Here is a 17875-nt window from a genome sequence, read left to right on the forward strand (position 1 = left end):
TCCCCTTATTTATTTTCTGTTTTTGCAGTATTTTCACCATAGTATTTCTTCATATATCTCTTGTCCAAGAAATTGTAATATACAATTGTAACTAATATTGCAAAAATTGCTACTGGAATTTCTACAGCTGCAAGCTGTGGAAGTTCTACTGTATAACCTAAGCCTTCCATAGCACCTTTTACCAATAGTCCACCTGAACCACCAATGAAAAGAACCTGAGTAAAGAACCATACAATATTTTCAACACCTGCAGCCATACCTTTTACATTTTCCATGTGTTCTTCGTTTGCTTTATGACCTTTAGTTTCTACTGAAGCTTGACACATAGGCATAAGCACTGGTCTTGTAAACCCTGCAACTCCACCAAGTCCAACATTAAAAGCACCTAAAACACCTCTAAGCACACTGTATACACTGAGCACATGAGCTGGAGTAGCTCCTTTTATCTTCCCGATAACTTTTGCAGCAGCATGCCTTAAACCATTTCTTTCCAAAGTTCCTGTGAGTAATAATACAATCAAAAATACATTCATATACCTTGAGCCGACAAAAGTCCCACCAAAAGCACCTAAAAATTCTGTTATTCCCATTCCACCTGTTATAGCAGTAACTATAGCTGCAACAGCAATAATGAGAATTGAATCAAGCTTTAATGCAAAGCCGACGATTACAACTAAAACACCTAATAACACTAAATAATTCATATAATGACTCCCTCCTATTTTTCTAGACAGAATATAAGGAACAAATTCAATATTTTAATTATTATACCTTATATTTCATAAACTAATTTTGACTTTAAATTTTTATCCCTATATAACTGTCTTCATATTTATACTATAAATTTAACTAAACAAGCACAGGTCTTTGTCTAGTTAAATTAAGTATCAAATTATTTTCTTCATCTTTAAATTCATATTTATATATTTTTTTCACATCTTTCATAACATTTAAAATTCGCATATTATGATAAAAATGTGCATCAGTACATATCTTTAAATAGTCTCCTTGTGCTGTTTCATCAGCTACTTCACTTGTGAAATAAGCTGTGTTTATCCAAGGATGTCTCCATGAAACATAACTAGCATCAGCAGTATGGTTCATGTAAATCCAATAAAAAATCATATCATTATAATAATCTGCTGGAAAAAGTTTAGGCATCCACTTATGTGCATACTTTTCAAATCTTTCAGCCCATTCAAGGTTAAGCTCTTTTAGCTCTTTGTGCGATGCAATTTCTTTAGATACCTCATCTTGTAATTTTTTACAAAGTACAATATTGTCTTTAAATTTATCTTCTTTAGGTGGCCAAAAATATCCGTAAATAATAGATCTAGGCAGCCAAAATCCTTTATATGAAGGAGATGTATATCCTGAATACTGCTGTTCCCACTCATGAGAAGGAACGCCGTGGTTATCAACGATTAAATCAGGAAGAGTACGCTTGTAAATTCTATTAAAAGCATATGCTTCAGTATGAATAGAATCCTCTTTAAATACTTCATGAAAAAATTCCTTACTAAGTCCATTGAACCGTGCTACATGGAATTTCCAATTAGGATTGATTTTCATAAGTTCATAATGGAGAGCAGTACCATCTACATTTTCTACAGGGATAATTGTAATATTAAGATTATCTGCGATCTTCCTGCTTTCAGGATTACATATCAGTTCCTTTATTATTCTAAATGAAGCATTTGTAGAAGATACTTCATTTGCATGATGTCTACAGAGTATAAGCTGAGAAGGATTATATGTTAAAGATTTAACCTCTGATACAAAACCTGTTTCACCTTCAGGAATTATATCTACAGCATAAATCAGCCTTCCATTATAACTTTTGCCAGCAATATAAACTTTTAAGCAAGATATCTTTTTAAGTTCATTGATTATTTGAATATAATCGTCATAACCTATAACATTGCCCTCTTTAAAATCAATACTGTTAATTATTTTTATATCTCTATCAATATTTATTTCAGTTTTTGCCTCAGGCTGTTTGGTGCAATAAATACCATATTCCTTTACGCTAATAGAAGAAATATACGCTGTCTGTTCTGATGCCTCAAGAACCCCCTTGCTCATTAAAGCAAAATATTCCTTAAGCATGTCCTTATCACAATTTTCAGTTTTTATATTGTAACTCAATTCATCATCTTCATTAAAACTTATTTCATCAACATACATTTCAGGGTTTTCAGCTTTATATGTTAATAATTTACCATTTCTTAACACGCCAGCATATTCAGCTTCTCTATCATAAAGAGTAACAGTAAGCTTAGGCTTCTTACCTTCTACTTCTCTCAAATTAGGTAAAATCAATCCTGGTGCATCAAAAGGATCCCCTGATTCAATAAAGCCAAAATTCTTGTAATAATCAGTAGCAACAAAATACATATCTTCGTGAAGTGCATCAAGTGAAGATATCATATCCTCACGTGTTCCTGTCCTGAAATTAGGTTCAGAAAGTTCAGCTTTTATTTCCAGTTTTGAGAAAAAAGGTTCATTAGCTTTTGTAATTTTACCATTGTATTTATTTAGTACAAACTTTTTACTTTCAGGAAGAATTTGATTTTGAAATATATCCCATACTCTGTCTATATCTGTTTTTATTTGTTTATTTAATATCTCAACACCATTACAATAGGCTTTTATATAACCTGTTGCAGGGTGAACCTTACCTAACTCAGGCAACTCTGAAATATATGGCCTTTCATAAGTTTCTACTTTATAACATTCTTTTAGCAACTTATGTCTTGATTTATCATAAGCTGTAACCTCGTAAGTTATATCCTCAAACCCTTTATAGGTTTCAAATTTCACATCATCCTTTGAAATATCTAGCTCTCTAGCTATTATTTCATCAACAGGATATAACTCTTGAAGAAATCTTATAGGAAGATCATACCACTTGTTTTCATCATAACTGCCAAAATTAGAATATGACGGTCTCGCACCATCTTCATCGTCCCATTCTGTTTTTCCCTCAGGAAGAAAAGGTTTAAATTTCACCTTAATTTCTGATATTTCTTTTCCCTTTAGCTTAGGAACTATAATATCTGAAATCCAAGAATATCCCTGCTTATATGCACAAACTATCTCTATATCTGAATCAAATCCTAAATCATAAAGAATTTTCTTTATTTCAGCTTTAAGTTTTTTCCTTACATCATTGTTTTCACTTACAGCAGCTATTATTTTTACTTTAGACCCACTTCTAAGCTTCGGAATAAGTTCACCTTTAACTACTTTCTTTAACTCATCTACTTCCCAGTTAATATCATATTTCTTTGAATATATCTTTCGGTTACCTTTATAATTAATAAATTTTGCATTTTTAAACTCATCTTTATATCTGTCATATCTTTCTAATAAATTAGGTTCAGCATAAATAGTAATCTCATCATTAGATGAATTCATGAAAGTTTTGGCATAGCTAAGCTGTCCGTCCAAATTTCTTAACTTAAATGAACTAAAGAAATCCTCTTTGTAATCTGCCCACGTATATCCTCGTCCTACTTCAGGAAGCTCACGACATAATTTAGCAATAAATTTTTCCAGTCTTAAACCTTTTCCATATACATGAATATTCTTAACTTGTCCATCAGTAAACTTAATAGAAGGCTCACCTGTCCCTTCAAAGATTATTCTACTACCTTTATAGTTTTCATCAGCAATCAGTTTTCCACTAAAAGATGTCACTGACATTCCAAACCTAAAAGCCATATTACATGCTGCTGCTAAAATAGATTTATCATTAAGGTTTTTTGTGTCAAATCTAACATTCATAGTATCTGCCAATAAATCGTTATTTTCATCACTCAATACAAATCCTTTGTCAAAAAGACTTTCAAGACCCTTTTTACTGTTATCATTGAGCTCTTTCACATAAATTGCTGAATCTGAAGAAACAGTATAATTCGTTGGTATACCGTTTTCAGGTTTATTTATTATATTTTCTAAGTTAACACTTTCTATATTAGTTCCTATTTCTGATGATACAACAGGGAAATCAGAAGATGTAGAGTAAAACCCAGAAATAAAAGATATTTTAAGTGAATTTTCTATATATTCACTATCATTATTATTTGATACTTTATATATAGCACTATTATGAAAAAGTTATATATACACATTTACTTATAGATACTACTAAATTTTCATCATACTCGACTTTATTTTTTGAATTTTTAATAATGTATAAATATCAAATGTTCTCATTAATTATACCATTTATTATACATTCATCTTTAATTCTAAAAGGATTTACTAAAGTAATTTGTAGTAATAAAAAATTTTAAAAAAATACTTGACAAATAATTATAAAAATACTTGACAAATAATTATATTGTAATTATAATTAAATTGTAATTATTACAAGTTTGTATTTATTTCATTTTTAAGGATGTGAATTACTTGAATATAACTTTTGAAAGTTTATTAGAACAGTTAAAATTAAAAAATATTCGTTTATCTCATCAGCGACTTAAAGTCTTAGAATATCTGGTCAACAACAGGATTCATCCTACTGTAGATCAAATATTTTCACAACTTCGTAAAGAAATACCTACTCTATCAAAAACAACAGTTTACAACACATTAGATACATTGGTCGAAGCTGGTATAGTAAAAGTGATAACTATAGAAGATAATGAAACTAGATATGATATAGATACAAAGAGTCATGGTCATTTTAAATGTGAATCCTGTGGAACTATTTATGATTTTGCAATAAATATAGACTCATTTGATATAAAAGATTTAGAAGGATTCAAAGTTTATAGTAAAGAGGTATATTTCAAAGGAATTTGCAAAAATTGTGTTAGTCAAAATAAAGATAATTAAGATTGAAGTAATTGCATAATAAAATAATTTAAAATAAAAATTAAACAGGAGGTAATAAAATGGAAAATAGTAAAACTCTTAAAAATTTAATGGATGCATTTGCAGGTGAATCTCAAGCAAATAGAAAATATACAGCATACGCAAAAAAGGCAGAAGCTGAAGGTAAAACTAATGCAGCTAAACTTTTTAAAGCAGCTTCAGAAGCAGAAGCTATACATGCTCAAAGACATTTAGAAGTAGCTCAAAAGATCTTATCAACTGATAAAAATCTTCAAGACGCTGTTAATGGTGAAACATATGAATTTGAAAGTATGTACCCTGAATTCTTAAAAAATGCTAAGGAAGAAGATAACAAAGAAGCTATTAAGACTTTTACGTTTGCTATGGAAGCTGAAAAAGTGCATGCAAAACTTTATAAAGAAGCATTGGAAAACATCGATGAGACAGAAGAAGTATCCTACTATCTATGTCCAGTATGCGGAAATATTGAAAAAAGTATTCCAGATAAATGCAGTATATGCGGTGTACCAGGCACTAAATTTATCAAATACTAAAACACAAATCAATTTTCTTAAGTGATAAAAGGAAGTAAAGAACCCCCCTTCTTTGCTTCCTTTTTGTTATATAAAACCAAGCTGTTCTCTTGCAACAAATTATATGTTATGCTATAATGTAGAAAAAATTGTGAGGAATGAATATGCTAGTAAATATGAAAATGACAAAGGTACGTAAAAAACTCCTCGATACAGCTTTAGATCTTTTTTTAAAACAAGGATATGAAAACACAACTGTTAATGAGATAATCAAAAAATCAAAAACTTCTAAAGGATCTTTTTATCACCATTTTAAAGGCAAAGAAGAATTGTTGTTTTGTGTAGCATATAAATTCGATGAAGTATATAATGAATGGCTTAAAAATGAAAATAAAACAATTAGTGCAATCCAAAGATTAAAAGATTTTAATGTGTTTGTTTCTAATAATCTTGAAAACTCTCCATATAAAGCCTTTTACTCCGACTTATATGGTTTACAAGTAAGAACTCAGTTTGAAAGGCATATCTTAAATCCTGACAGATTATACTATAAGCTTGTTAATAGATTATTTAAGGAAGCTATCGAAAATAGAGAAATTAATACTAATCGTTCATATGCCGAGTTAGGGAAAACGTATACAATGATTCAACGAGGTCTTACCTATGACTGGTGCTTAAATAAATGGAGTTATTCATTAACTAAGAGATCTGAACAAATCATCAATGCTTATCTAGATTCGTTAAAATAATTTTGATTAAAAACTAGACAAAGGGTATACCTTTGTCTAGTTCATATCTAAGCAAAGAAAGCAAGAACCGTCCCTACTTGCTACTTGCTATTATCCCCATGCTTCTATTTTACCCTTCCATATTGCATTTTCTACTCCATCGACACTTAAAATGTCATCAAAAAAACCATTGTCCTCAAATTTATGAGGCAACTTCACTTTAAATCTAATTTCTAATATACTTTCGCCATTTTCTGCCATGCCATCTTCGCTATTAATCTTAATTTCATTAATAGTAATATCATTTTTTCCTAGTATATATCCTATATCACCTATTAATCCAGCTCTTTCCCTACATTGCACAATTAATATTTTGTACTGCCTTTTAGATAATCTCTTCTGAAGAAAACCCAATCCTCTTAAAACAAACAAAACTATTATAGTAGTCGCAGCTCCTCCTAAGTAATAACCATTTCCTATAGCTAAACCTATGCCTCCACAAACCCATATACTTGCAGCAGTAGTTAACCCCCGGATATTATTTTCTGTTCTTAAAATAGTTCCTGCTCCTAAAAAACCAATTCCACTAACTACTTGTGCTGCCAATCTAGCTGGTTCTCCACCACTGTGATTAACACCAAGTCCTCTAAAACCGTACATAGATATCATCATAATAAGTGCAGAGCCTAAAGTAACTAATATATGAGTTCTAAGCCCAGCATAGCTATGGTTAACCTCTCTTTCCATACCAACAATACTTCCTGCTATTGCTGATAAAATTAATCTTAAAATAATTTCCTCATTGCTAATCAAGAACCTTTCCCTCCCTTTATATTAATTGTCCCCATTAGATTTATTCCAAGTTATTCATTTAATTTTATTATATAATACGCAATTTCACAAGTTGGTGTACAGCCTAAAATAAATATATAAATATAAAAATCCGTGAAAACACAATCTATTTTCTAATAGATATGGTTTCACGGCTCTCCTATTCTCAGCCTTAATGTTCATTTATAATCAATCTGCATTCCAAAATATAATTAAAATAAATTTAGAGTAAATAATGCTACACTTTCTGAATAAGTAACTAAAACTAGCACAACTAGTAAGGCTACTATAAAAGGCCAAATTTCCTTTACAAAATCTTCTAATCTTACACCTATTATAGAGCATACCGTAAACATCATAGATCCAAATGGTGGAGTTAACCCACCTATCATAATATTTACGATAAATATCATACCAAAATGTACAGGGTCTACACCAAGAGCTTTAACTGCTGGAACTAGCAATGGGGCTAATATTACCAATGCAGCTCCACCTTCAATAAACATTCCTATTATTAATAGCATAACATTTATAACCATTAACAAAACAAAAGGACTATCTGTCATATTCATAAGAGTTTGCGTTATCATTTGTGGAATTCTTTCTAATGTAAGGTAATAGCCAAATACTTTAGCACTTGCAATAATTGCTATTACTGCTCCAGTACCTTTAACTGTATCCTTTAATATAATTGGTATATGTTGCAATTTCAGCTTTTTATAAATAAAAAAGCCCACTATTAAAGAAAATAAAACTGCTATTCCTCCAGCTTCTGTAGGAGTAAATATACCTATTCTCATCCCCAAAATTATCCCAAAAGGAATAAATAATGCCCAAATAGACTTTATAAAACCAACGAAAATTTCACTAAAAGATGCTTTTTTATCTCTACTAGGAGAATAACCTCTTTTTCTTGCAATAATAGCAACAGTTATAGCCATAGCTATAGTCATCAATATACCTGGAGTATATGCAGCTAAGAACATATCTCCAACTGTAACACCTGCAATGATTGCATATAAAATAAGGTTTGTCCCAGGTGGAATTACAGGACTTACTGCTGATGACGCAGCAGTTACTGCAGCTGAAAAAGGCTTAGAGAAACCTTTCTTTTCCATCTCAGGAACTAATATTTTAGATTGCATAGCAGCATCAGCATTTGCAGAACCAGAAATTCCACCCATTAACGCACTTAATAATACATTAACTTGAGCTAATCCTCCTCTAGTATGTCCTACTAAAGTATTTGCAAAGTCCATCAACGCTTCACTAATCCCTGAATAATTCATTACAGAACCTAGCATAATAAAAAATGGTACTGCTAAATACGGGAAGGATTCTACAGAAGTAACAAATTGCTGAATTACCATTTCCATAGGCATTGTAGTATTTATAAATGTAAAATAAAATAGTGCAGAACCCATTAAAGCATATGCTATTGGAATATTGAGAAAAAATAAAATGAATAGAATAATTACTGGAAAAAAAGTTTCCACCTATTGTATCCCTCCCTCATTTTCGTTATTATCACCAGATATCATTTTCTTGAAATTTCGTACTAAAAATATAATTGAATATACAGTAGTAAGTGCAAAAGAAATTACTATTGACGTATATATATATTTGTAAGATATTTCTAATGCTGCAGTTATCTTAGTTGATCCTGATACATATTTAAAACTAAAGTAAAACATAGCAGAAGATATAATTGTTAACAATAAAGATGTGAAAAACTCCATTATAATTCTTCCTTTTTTAGGTAGTAATTTTAATAATAATTCTACCCCTAAAAGTTCACCTTTTTTATAAGCATTAGCAAATCCTAAAAATATAGTCCAAACAAATGCACCTACAGCAATTTCTTCTGCCCAGTGATATGTAAACCTTAAAAAATACCTAGTAAATACATTCATAATTACAATAATAGTAGTTATTGATAAAAAAAAGCTCCCTATGTAAAGTTCAAAATCTTGTTTGAATTTCTTTAAAAAGTTACTCATCTCTTCCTCCCTTAATATTAACACCTCATTTTAAAGTTGGAAGAAGGTTTACTCCTTCCAACTTTAATTTATTGTTTTATTTATCTTTTCTAATTCTTTTAATATTTCTTCATAAATACCTGGAGTCCATTTATCAAATTTAGTATATACTGAAGCTGCTGCTTTCTGAAAAGCTTCAATATCCACTTCGTGGAAAGTTACACCTTCTTTTTTCAATAATTCTGCATACTCTTTTTCAAGTCTAATAGTTTCAGCTAAATTATCTTCCATTCCTTTTTGGAACTCTTCTTCTATAATAGTACGTTGTTCTTCAGTCAACTCATCCCAAACTTTAGTTGAAATCATAACTGCAGAAACACCTAATAAGTGGTTTGTTAAAGAGTATTCTTTAACATTTTCGTATTGTTTAGTTCCATAATAAGTCATTATAGAACCTTCAACCCCATCAATTACACCTTGTTGAAGTGCTGCATAAGTATCTGGATAAGGCATAGATACAGGATTGCCTCCCATAGCTTCTATTGTATATGTATATAATTGACTGGTAGGAACTCTTATGTTTAATCCCTTCATATCCTCTGGAGTCTTTATTGGTTTATTAGTCATCATACTTCTAAAACCAAATACCCAGTCTAAAGAAAGAACTTTTATCCCTTTTTCCTCTGCTTGCTTGTTTAAGTTTTGAACTAATGGTGTTTTTGTCATAGCTAAATATTGGTCAAACGTTTGATATAAGAATGGACCAGTTATAGCATTGTAGTCTGGAACATAATCCCCAAGGAAATTTACACCATCTACTAGTATCCAATCTGAACCTTGAACTATTTGCTCCATACCGTCTTTACCTATTGGTAATATACCACCTGTAAATAATTGTAGTTCTAGTGTGCCATTGCTTCTCTCATTTATAGCTTCTACAACTTTTTTCAATGATATTGCTGTTTGCTCATCATCAACAAATTTTGTGCTAACTTTAATAACTCTCTTCTCCCCACTGCCAGCAGGTGCATTAGCATCTTGTCCACCACATGCTGTTAAAGATAAAGCAATTGTTAGTACTAATAAAATAGATAAAAACCTTTTCAAATAAATTCTCCTTTCTTATTTTGATTTATTCTAATATACATCTAACATACTATATCTTTACTTTTCATTGTAAAAAATTAATGCTATTATATTGAATATTTGTATTATTTTTGTAGTTATTTCATAAAAACTTTTCTTATTTATAAATATAAAAACACTTCTTACTAATTTTTAATAAATATAGTATGTTATGAATGTATATTTAAATCGTTTTCCTATAATTGGATTGCCTAGCTATTTTATAAATAAATTTTAATAATTAAAGGCGTAAAAAAAGCAACAATTTAATAACACCTATATAATATAGGATTATTAATTGTTGTTGACACTCCAGTTCTCCTGTCAATATTTCATTAAATTTTCATAATTTGTTTAATGAAACTATATATTACTTTTTACCAATAATTTATGTAAGTATATTATCATATCTTTTCTAGTTTGTAAAGTCCTTTATACCTTGAAAAAACTGGGGTTCACGTTATTTTTTTAACAATTCAATGGAAATAAGTGGACAAAAAAGGAAGCACAGGGACGGGGTTATTACTTCTTAAATTTCTATATCAACCTTCTTGTCTAAAACTATACTATTTTCTGTAACTAATGAATCATAAGCAAATATCTTTATGCCTTTTTCGTAAGCTAACTTAACAGCTTCTGAAAAGCTCTTATCCATTTCCCAATTAGGTTTAAATACCTTTGGCCCTTTCATTTGTACTAAAAATAATATTGCTCCTATATACCCTTCTTTGTGTGCTTCTATCATCTCCAATACATGCTTAGTACCTCTTTCAGTAGGTGCATCCGGAAACATAGATATACCACCTAACTCTAGAGTAACTCCTTTAACTTCAATAAATCCTTTACCTCTTGCATTTTCAAAGTATATATCATACCTTGAGTTCCCAAAGGTTACTTCTTTCTTTATATGAAACAAATTCTCAAATCCTTCTATTTTGCCCTCTTTAAGAGCTTCATAGACTACAGTATTAGGAGCCTGGGAATCCATATTTATTAACATATTTCCCTTCCAAACTGCAATTAATGAATACCTAGTCTTCCTATTTTTATGAGTGGAGCAATCCTCTAGTACTACCTTAACACCCGGTATTAATAATTCTTTACATCTCCCAGTATTTTTCACATGTACTATTTCTTCTTTGCCGTTTACTAATACATGAGCAATAAATCTATTTGGTCTTTTTATAAATATTCCTTCTACAATCTCTTTATATATCATCTTCTATCTCCTTCTTTTAGCATAGCTACAAGTAAATCTTTAAACAAATCTATTCTTCTAATAAAACGTAATAATATCTTTTCTAATTTACCCTAATTTTAATTACCCTAATCAAGTCCTCATCAAGATATTTCCATAAAACAGTAGTAAGTTAAATATTACTTGTTTTCATTTACAAATAGTTAAATTAATTATATAATATTTTTAATGTTTTTGTAGGTTTTTATGTGATTAATAAAGTTTCCTCAATCTAGTCTAGGAGTGATGTATATGAAGTTGCCTAAATTTCTTAAGAGTTATGCAGGACTACCTAGAAGTATATACATACTTTTTGTAGCAAGAATCGTAAATACTATGGGGGCATTTGTTTATCCTTTTTTGACTATGTTTATGACTGACAAAATGGGTATGTCTGCAAGTGATGCAGGAGCATACATCACTCTAACAGCAGCTTCATCTGTGCCTGGTCTTCTCTTAGGAGGGTATCTTTCAGACAGATTTGGTAGAAAAAAGATATTTATCTTCTTTCAAGGATTGGCAGCACTGTTGTTTATACCTTGTGCTTTTTTAGGTAATTCAATTATGATACCAAAACTAATCATCCTTGCAAATCTCAGTAGTTCAGTAGCTCAACCTTGCAACAGTGCGATGATACAAGATTTATCAAATGAAGAAAATAGAAAGGAATGTTATTCCTTATTATATCTAGGGATTAATTTAGGATATGCCATAGGACCACTAATAGCAGGATTTTTGTATAATAATTATATCAAATGGATTTTCCTCGGTGATACATTAACAACACTAATTTCACTACTACTAATACTTATTTTTATCGAAGAATCTATTCCTTCAAAAGAAGAGCAAAAAGAAAGCATGTCTATTGACACAGACGAAAAAGCAGAAGAAGGAGCTTTTATTGTAGTGTTATTTAGAAGACCATACTTATTGGCATTTGCAGCTGTAAGCACTATTTATTCATTTGTGTTTGCACAGCACAATTTTAGCACTGCCATTCAAATAAAAGAGATATTTGGAAAGGATGCAGGTTCTAAATTTTTTGGCACAATTTGCTTTACAAATGCAATTGTAGTTATTACATTAACAACAGTAATCACTTACATAACTAGGAAAAACAGACCTATATTAAATATAGTCTTGTCTGGATTGTTTTGTGCAGTAGGATTTGGTATGCAGTATTTTGCATATGGTTATTCACTATTCATTATATCAACAGTATTATGGACAATAGGAGAAATATTACAAGCAACAAATTCTGGTGTATATATCGCAAATCATACACCAATGTCCCATAGAGGAAGATTTAATTCAATACTTCCTATCATTACAGGAACAGGATCAGCAATATCTCCTATGATTATGGGCGAATTTATAGACAATAATGGAGTTAGAAATGTTTGGCCAGTAGTATTTATGTTGGCAATATCAGCATCTATATTAATGTATATATTGTACTGTTTGGAAAAAAGAAGGGTAAAAGTAGTCAATTAAGAATTAGCAAGGGACAGTTTAGAAAAGGATCCTGTCCCTATGTTTATTTTCCCTCTATAGTTTTGATATGTCGTCTTTTAATATCCTCCTCAACAAGGGCAAATTTTTCTAAAGCATTATTAATTTTATCTATTTCTTCATTTGTTAAAACTTTAGGAGACTCTGAAATGTCCTTTTTAAAAGAAGATAAAATTAGCAATTATTATGATAAAAGTGAAAAAAGAAAAAAAGTAATAAAAACAGTCAGTATCGGTGGTATAATGAAAGCATTAGATATTGGTGGGAAAAATAGTGTCAATTTTTTAGTTAAACATAAGTGCAGGGACAAGTTAGAAAAATGACTGTCCTTATCCCTAAGCTTCTATTAAACGAAATTATCATGAATAAAAATGATAAGTTTCTTTTGATTTAATCTCTGCTTTATTATTTGTTCATTAACCATTAGACTGTACCTCTTCTTTTAATCTATTTATATTTGTTTTATAAACTAAATCTAAATATTTTTTTATGTCATCGTATTCAAACAATGTTCTAACTTTATAATTAGTCTCTATAGCCTTATTTCTTGTAAACAATAAAATATTATTTTTATAAATTTCATATTTTAATAGGGGAGTAGCATCTATATCACTGTCTTTTCTCATCTTTCCTTTTACTAGTTAAATTTTAAAGGAAGCACTAACCCCGTCCCTGTGCTTCCTTGATGACAAAATCTATTATTTGTGGTATTCTTTCAAATAAATCCTTTTTAAAAACCCTTTCTGTAACTTTGTGAATATCTTTTCCCCAAGGGCCAATATTTATGGATGGAATTTTTAATTTCTTTATTTTATCAAAGGGTATATGGTAAATATCTCCCCATAAAGGCATATTAGATTTTATATATGAAATAACTTTATCACTGTCATTTATATTGGTATAACTCATATCAGAAATACCCATAAAATAATTTAGCTTTAAATAATCTTCATTCCAATTTTTATCCACATATTTTTCAATTTTTTCAAATAATCCATTAGTAACTGTGGATATGTCTGTGAAATCTTGATTTGAAACATGTGGGTAATATGGAGGTGATAATCCTATTACAACTACTGGAGACATATCTGCTGTATATTCTAATACTTTCTTAATAATCATCAATGTCCCTTCTGGCATATTAATTTTATTGTCCTGCAAAGCCTTTTTTACTTCTACTAGTGTATAGTTGTAATCCTTTAAAAACAAATCCCCTGATTGTTCTAACGCTTCGTTATATATCTCTGAATATGTCTTAACATTTATTGGCCATAAAGTCTCTTGTATCTTTATATTTCCTTTATCACAATATTTTCTGTAGTTGATTTTCATATTCTTTAAGGCTTCTTTAAATCCATCTTCACATATATTTTTTAACTGATTTATAACTTCCTTTGGTGTTTTCTTAAGGGTCAATATGCTAAAATATCCTCCAGCTCCTTCAGGTGTAGAAACATCATATACCTCTTTACTGTCTTTAAATTGAATCCACGAAGGAGGTGGTGTTATTTCTCCTTCTACAACATCAGAAAACTCTGGATTAAGTTCAGTTTTCTTTACTATTTCTGATAATATTAAAATAGGGTTTACTCCTTTAAACACATCTTTAACATGGACTCTTTTCCCTCTTACATATACTACTGGTGTTATTTTCCCTACTGAACCTTCATGTAAAACTCCTTGATTAGGTTTTTCTCTTTCATGTGGTTCAGAATTGATCATGAGGATATACTCTAAGTCAAACTTCTCCTTTAGTTTTTCTAATAAGTAAGCTGATTCTCTCATACCTTTTGAAAGTGATTCTTCATCTGGGACAGATAACAATAAAATATTTCCATTTAAGTCCTTAATATTTGAATACTTCTCTAAAAGTGCTAGCTGAATTGCTGCTCCAGCTTTCATATCAGCTGTCCCTCTACCAAATACCCAATCATTACTCTCTAAATCTTTTTTCACATCTTCAGATAGATTAATTTTATTCATAGCTTTTATAAGCTTATCTGGTGTATATGCATATTCTGATAATACCCCATAATCAGAAGAATCAACTACATCATGGTGGTGCATAAGTATAATGGTTTTATTTCCCCATCCTTTTACTAACCCCCACACAACAGAATGATTAAGGTTGTCCCCTTTTAAACTGTATTTCCCAAATTTATCAGGATTAGTAGCATAATAGTCAAGATCTTTTAACCAATCATATATATACTGCTCTATATCTCTTTCATAAACTGTACTTGTATCACTTTTAATCTTTACAAGATCATAAAACAATTTGTTTATATTGTTTGATATGTCCATTTTAAAATACCCCACCTATTATCTTATTGTTACAATCATAATATATCATAACAATAGATAAATTTGAATTGCTATACATTTAGTTCATCCAAAAGGAAGCGCCAACCCTGTGCCTGTACTTATTATTACCTTGTTCGCCATAATGCCATAGGATGATCCTTTATTCTACTAAGAATCTCTTTATCCTTGAAAAGCAGTTCTGCATATATTCATTATTTTGGAATCGTTCTAAAAACTCTTCTTCTTCTTTTGTTAAAACCATTAATTCTTTTATGTATTCTTTTACAGTCTTCTTCACCGTATCCAAATCAAATTTATCCTTTTTTCTTATCACTGGAAATAATTCAGTTTTTACCTTATGGTTATTAATAAAGTCTATAGCTCTAATATCAAAAATCTTATCAATCCTATTTGCTGAAATTGCTGAATAAAAAATAACACACTTTTTCAACAATATCTCTTCGCTTTCATCAAACAAGCCAAATTTAATCATATTACCAACATTATACAGATCTCTTGCGGCTGCTCTACTTAATAAAGCGTTAAGTTTACTACCAAATATCTCAATTGGAGATAAAGATTTTACTCTGTATTCACTAAAAAAATATTCTGTTATAATTGTACGCTCCTCAGCAGGGAGAACATGGGAACGTAATGAATAATTAATTTCTAACTTAATATTATCTTTGTTTCCTACTCCATTTTTATATTCATAAACCCAAGAATTAAGACTATGTGGATTTTTTGTTTTAGGGCTTCTTTTATATCCTTAAGAAACCATATATCTATCAATTACATTATTTATAGTTTTTCGTTTTTCTAACATTTTCTCTCTACTTTCATTTTTCAAATAGTCCAAATCAATATCTACAGATAATCTTGGTAAATTAAAAATTGTTAGATTAATCGCAGTTCCACCCTTTAGTGCAAGGCTATCTTTAAGTAAAGAATTTGTATTAAAATACTCTAGTATATCAGCTAATCGAGTTACTTTTTCCAATGTATCTCGTAGGAATCCTAATTTCTTTGCTTTCTTTCCTATATAAATAATGTCATAATTAAACAAGCTCACCCTCACCACCCCCTTGATCTATTATATTATAGCTCGTTGCAAAATACTACAACTAGCATAAATACTACATTTAAATCTATTGAAATGGATGGTTTTCCCCCATTTTTGGGTATATATATAATAAGAAATTGTTAATAACTCAAAGAAAGGAGAAAACCATGCCAATTCAAGCTAAACAATTAAACTTTTGTGATATTTCTTCTGATTTTGATGTTTTTTTTAATCAAAATCAAAGTAATTTACTTTCTTTATTTGATCAATTTATTGATATTTCTAAATATATTCCTTTTTCTTTTTATCAAAAGTATTATTCTAATAAAGGTACTAGTAGGTATTTTTCTCTTGAATCTATGCTTTTAGCTTTTGTTCTTAAAAATATTTTATCTATCCCTACTATTGAACTTTTAATTTCTTTACTGCATATTTCTTCTGAGATGCGTAGCTTTTGTGGTTTCCTTAGAATTCCTCATAAGTCACAGTTCTCTAGGTTTAAATCTACTTTCTCTGATGAGTTAAGAGAAATGTTTCATTGTCTTGTTGATGTCACTGATGAATTAGCTAAAGATGTTAGCCCTTTTCTTTCTTCTATTTTAATTACTGATACTACTGGCTTTGAACCTTATGTGACTGAAAATAATCCTAAGTTTTATCAGTCTCAGCTACGTAAAGCGAAAGCTTATGATAAATCTATTAATAAAGGTAATCCTAATTCTAATTTTGATATCGAAAAATATGCTCAAAGTCTAATGCCTAAATCGGCATCTTCTAATAAAGACGCTAAGTTTTGTTACCTTAATGGTCATTTTGGTTATTATCAAAAAGCTGTTATTTCTACTAATGGTTTTGGCCTTATTAGAGATGTTAATTTTTATGACTCTGATAATAGTTTGTCTTTTGACCTTACTCCACAAGGGATTAAGGATTTATATGATGCTAAATCTCTAATTCCTTCTCTTGAAACTTTTTTTAGTATTCATCCTAATTTTAATTATAAATACTTTATTGGAGATTCTGGTTTTGATGCTGATGATAATTATGCTTATCTACATTCTAAAAATATTATGCCTATTATCAACATTAATCCTAGAAATTCTCCTAGTTTACCTCAACCTGGTTTTAATGAACTTGGTGTTCCTCTTTGCTCTATAAACCCTTCTTTACCTATGGTCTACGACAGTATTACTAGAGAAAAAGGTCGTGCTGATAGAATTAAGTATATCTGCCCTAAGGTAAAGAAAACCATTGTAAATGGTAAAACTACCTATATTCTTAATTGTGATAATCCCTGCACCAAGTCAAAATGTGGGCGGATTAAACAACTTACTATCCATCATAGTTACAGATTTAATGCTTCTTTTCCTCGCGATAGCTTGAAATGGAATTTACTTTTCAAGCGAAGGACCATTATTGAAAGGTCGATATCGCAAATTAAAAATTTTATGCAGTTAAAAGTTACAAAAGTTCGTAATACAGTTTCCTTGAAATCAGATATTTTATTGGCTTGTATATCTCAATTAATTGCTTTCATACTTCTGTTTAAAACTCAAGAAAATCACGATAATCCTCTAGCGATAAAAACATTAATAGCATAATTTGAACATAATTGAATATTGATAAAAATTAAAGGTTTAATTAACCTTCGGTTTCTTATGCTCTTTTTTGTGGATTTTCTTATGCTATCGCATCTTTTATCTTGTTTTTCTGTGGAT

Annotated in this window: 15 protein-coding genes and 1 pseudogene; 6 read left to right on the forward strand and 10 right to left on the reverse strand. The window is 29.9% G+C overall.

Annotation, left to right across the window (positions count from 1 at the left end):
- Window positions 1–5: 5 nt before the first annotated feature.
- The gene (locus ACZ41D_RS12265) at window positions 6–704 is read right to left on the reverse strand and encodes a 5-oxoproline transporter, DUF969 family subunit (RefSeq protein ID WP_464151702.1); all 699 of its coding nucleotides are present in this window, start codon (window positions 702–704) and stop codon (window positions 6–8) included.
- 145 nt (window positions 705–849) lie between these two features.
- Entirely contained in the window at window positions 850–3888 is a 3039-nt protein-coding gene (locus ACZ41D_RS12270) for a M14 family metallopeptidase (protein ID WP_464151703.1), read from the reverse strand.
- Window positions 3889–4416: 528 nt separating this feature from the next.
- Between ACZ41D_RS12270 and ACZ41D_RS12275 the strand changes: the two genes are divergently transcribed.
- From ACZ41D_RS12275 to ACZ41D_RS12285, 3 genes are all read left to right on the forward strand, one after another.
- Entirely contained in the window at window positions 4417–4845 is a 429-nt protein-coding gene (locus ACZ41D_RS12275) for a Fur family transcriptional regulator (RefSeq protein WP_464151704.1), read from the forward strand.
- 59 nt (window positions 4846–4904) lie between these two features.
- On the forward strand, window positions 4905–5399 hold the full coding sequence (locus ACZ41D_RS12280; RefSeq protein ID WP_464151705.1) for a rubrerythrin family protein: 495 nt from the start codon (window positions 4905–4907) through the stop codon (window positions 5397–5399).
- Window positions 5400–5560: 161 nt separating this feature from the next.
- Window positions 5561–6127 carry a TetR/AcrR family transcriptional regulator gene (locus ACZ41D_RS12285; protein WP_464151706.1) on the forward strand — a complete coding sequence of 189 codons (567 nt, stop codon included), beginning with the start codon at window positions 5561–5563 and terminating at the stop codon, window positions 6125–6127.
- A 90-nt stretch (window positions 6128–6217) separates the two neighbouring features.
- Here the strand turns inward: ACZ41D_RS12285 and ACZ41D_RS12290 are convergent, their stop codons facing one another.
- The 5 genes from ACZ41D_RS12290 to sfsA form a co-directional block, all read right to left on the reverse strand.
- Complete coding sequence (locus tag ACZ41D_RS12290; RefSeq protein WP_464151707.1) at window positions 6218–6919, reverse strand: MgtC/SapB family protein; 702 nt, start codon at window positions 6917–6919, stop codon at window positions 6218–6220.
- 230 nt (window positions 6920–7149) lie between these two features.
- Window positions 7150–8433: a TRAP transporter large permease gene (locus ACZ41D_RS12295; protein ID WP_464151708.1), complete on the reverse strand. Its 1284-nt coding sequence runs from the start codon at window positions 8431–8433 to the stop codon at window positions 7150–7152.
- Window positions 8434–8937 carry a TRAP transporter small permease gene (locus tag ACZ41D_RS12300; RefSeq protein ID WP_464151709.1) on the reverse strand — a complete coding sequence of 168 codons (504 nt, stop codon included), beginning with the start codon at window positions 8935–8937 and terminating at the stop codon, window positions 8434–8436.
- Between the two features lie 63 nt (window positions 8938–9000).
- The gene (gene dctP / locus ACZ41D_RS12305; RefSeq protein ID WP_464151710.1) at window positions 9001–10023 is read right to left on the reverse strand and encodes a TRAP transporter substrate-binding protein DctP; all 1023 of its coding nucleotides are present in this window, start codon (window positions 10021–10023) and stop codon (window positions 9001–9003) included.
- Window positions 10024–10570: 547 nt separating this feature from the next.
- Window positions 10571–11260 (reverse strand): DNA/RNA nuclease SfsA, encoded by a 690-nt coding sequence (sfsA, locus tag ACZ41D_RS12310; RefSeq protein WP_464151711.1) that lies wholly within the window; start codon window positions 11258–11260, stop codon window positions 10571–10573.
- A gap of 270 nt (window positions 11261–11530) precedes the next feature.
- Here sfsA and ACZ41D_RS12315 point away from each other — a divergent pair, with 270 nt between their 5' ends.
- Both ACZ41D_RS12315 and ACZ41D_RS12320 read left to right on the forward strand, forming a co-directional pair.
- Window positions 11531–12772, forward strand: coding sequence for an MFS transporter (locus tag ACZ41D_RS12315; protein WP_464151712.1), 1242 nt, complete (start codon window positions 11531–11533; stop codon window positions 12770–12772).
- Window positions 12773–12939: 167 nt separating this feature from the next.
- The gene (locus ACZ41D_RS12320; protein ID WP_464151713.1) at window positions 12940–13113 is read left to right on the forward strand and encodes a hypothetical protein; all 174 of its coding nucleotides are present in this window, start codon (window positions 12940–12942) and stop codon (window positions 13111–13113) included.
- A 93-nt stretch (window positions 13114–13206) separates the two neighbouring features.
- Here the strand turns inward: ACZ41D_RS12320 and ACZ41D_RS12325 are convergent, their stop codons facing one another.
- From ACZ41D_RS12325 to ACZ41D_RS12335, 3 genes and pseudogenes are all read right to left on the reverse strand, one after another.
- Entirely contained in the window at window positions 13207–13416 is a 210-nt protein-coding gene (locus ACZ41D_RS12325) for a hypothetical protein (protein ID WP_464151714.1), read from the reverse strand.
- A gap of 34 nt (window positions 13417–13450) precedes the next feature.
- Window positions 13451–15094, reverse strand: a complete 1644-nt coding sequence (locus tag ACZ41D_RS12330) for a M20/M25/M40 family metallo-hydrolase (RefSeq protein WP_464151715.1) — start codon at window positions 15092–15094, stop codon at window positions 13451–13453.
- Between the two features lie 160 nt (window positions 15095–15254).
- Window positions 15255–16175, reverse strand: a pseudogene (locus tag ACZ41D_RS12335) (nucleotidyl transferase AbiEii/AbiGii toxin family protein).
- Between the two features lie 149 nt (window positions 16176–16324).
- On the opposite strand from ACZ41D_RS12335, the gene ACZ41D_RS12340 reads away from it, so the two are divergent.
- Window positions 16325–17758, forward strand: coding sequence for a transposase (locus ACZ41D_RS12340; protein ID WP_464151716.1), 1434 nt, complete (start codon window positions 16325–16327; stop codon window positions 17756–17758).
- Window positions 17759–17875 lie beyond the last annotated feature (117 nt).

Source organism: Brassicibacter thermophilus, from assembly GCF_055378355.1.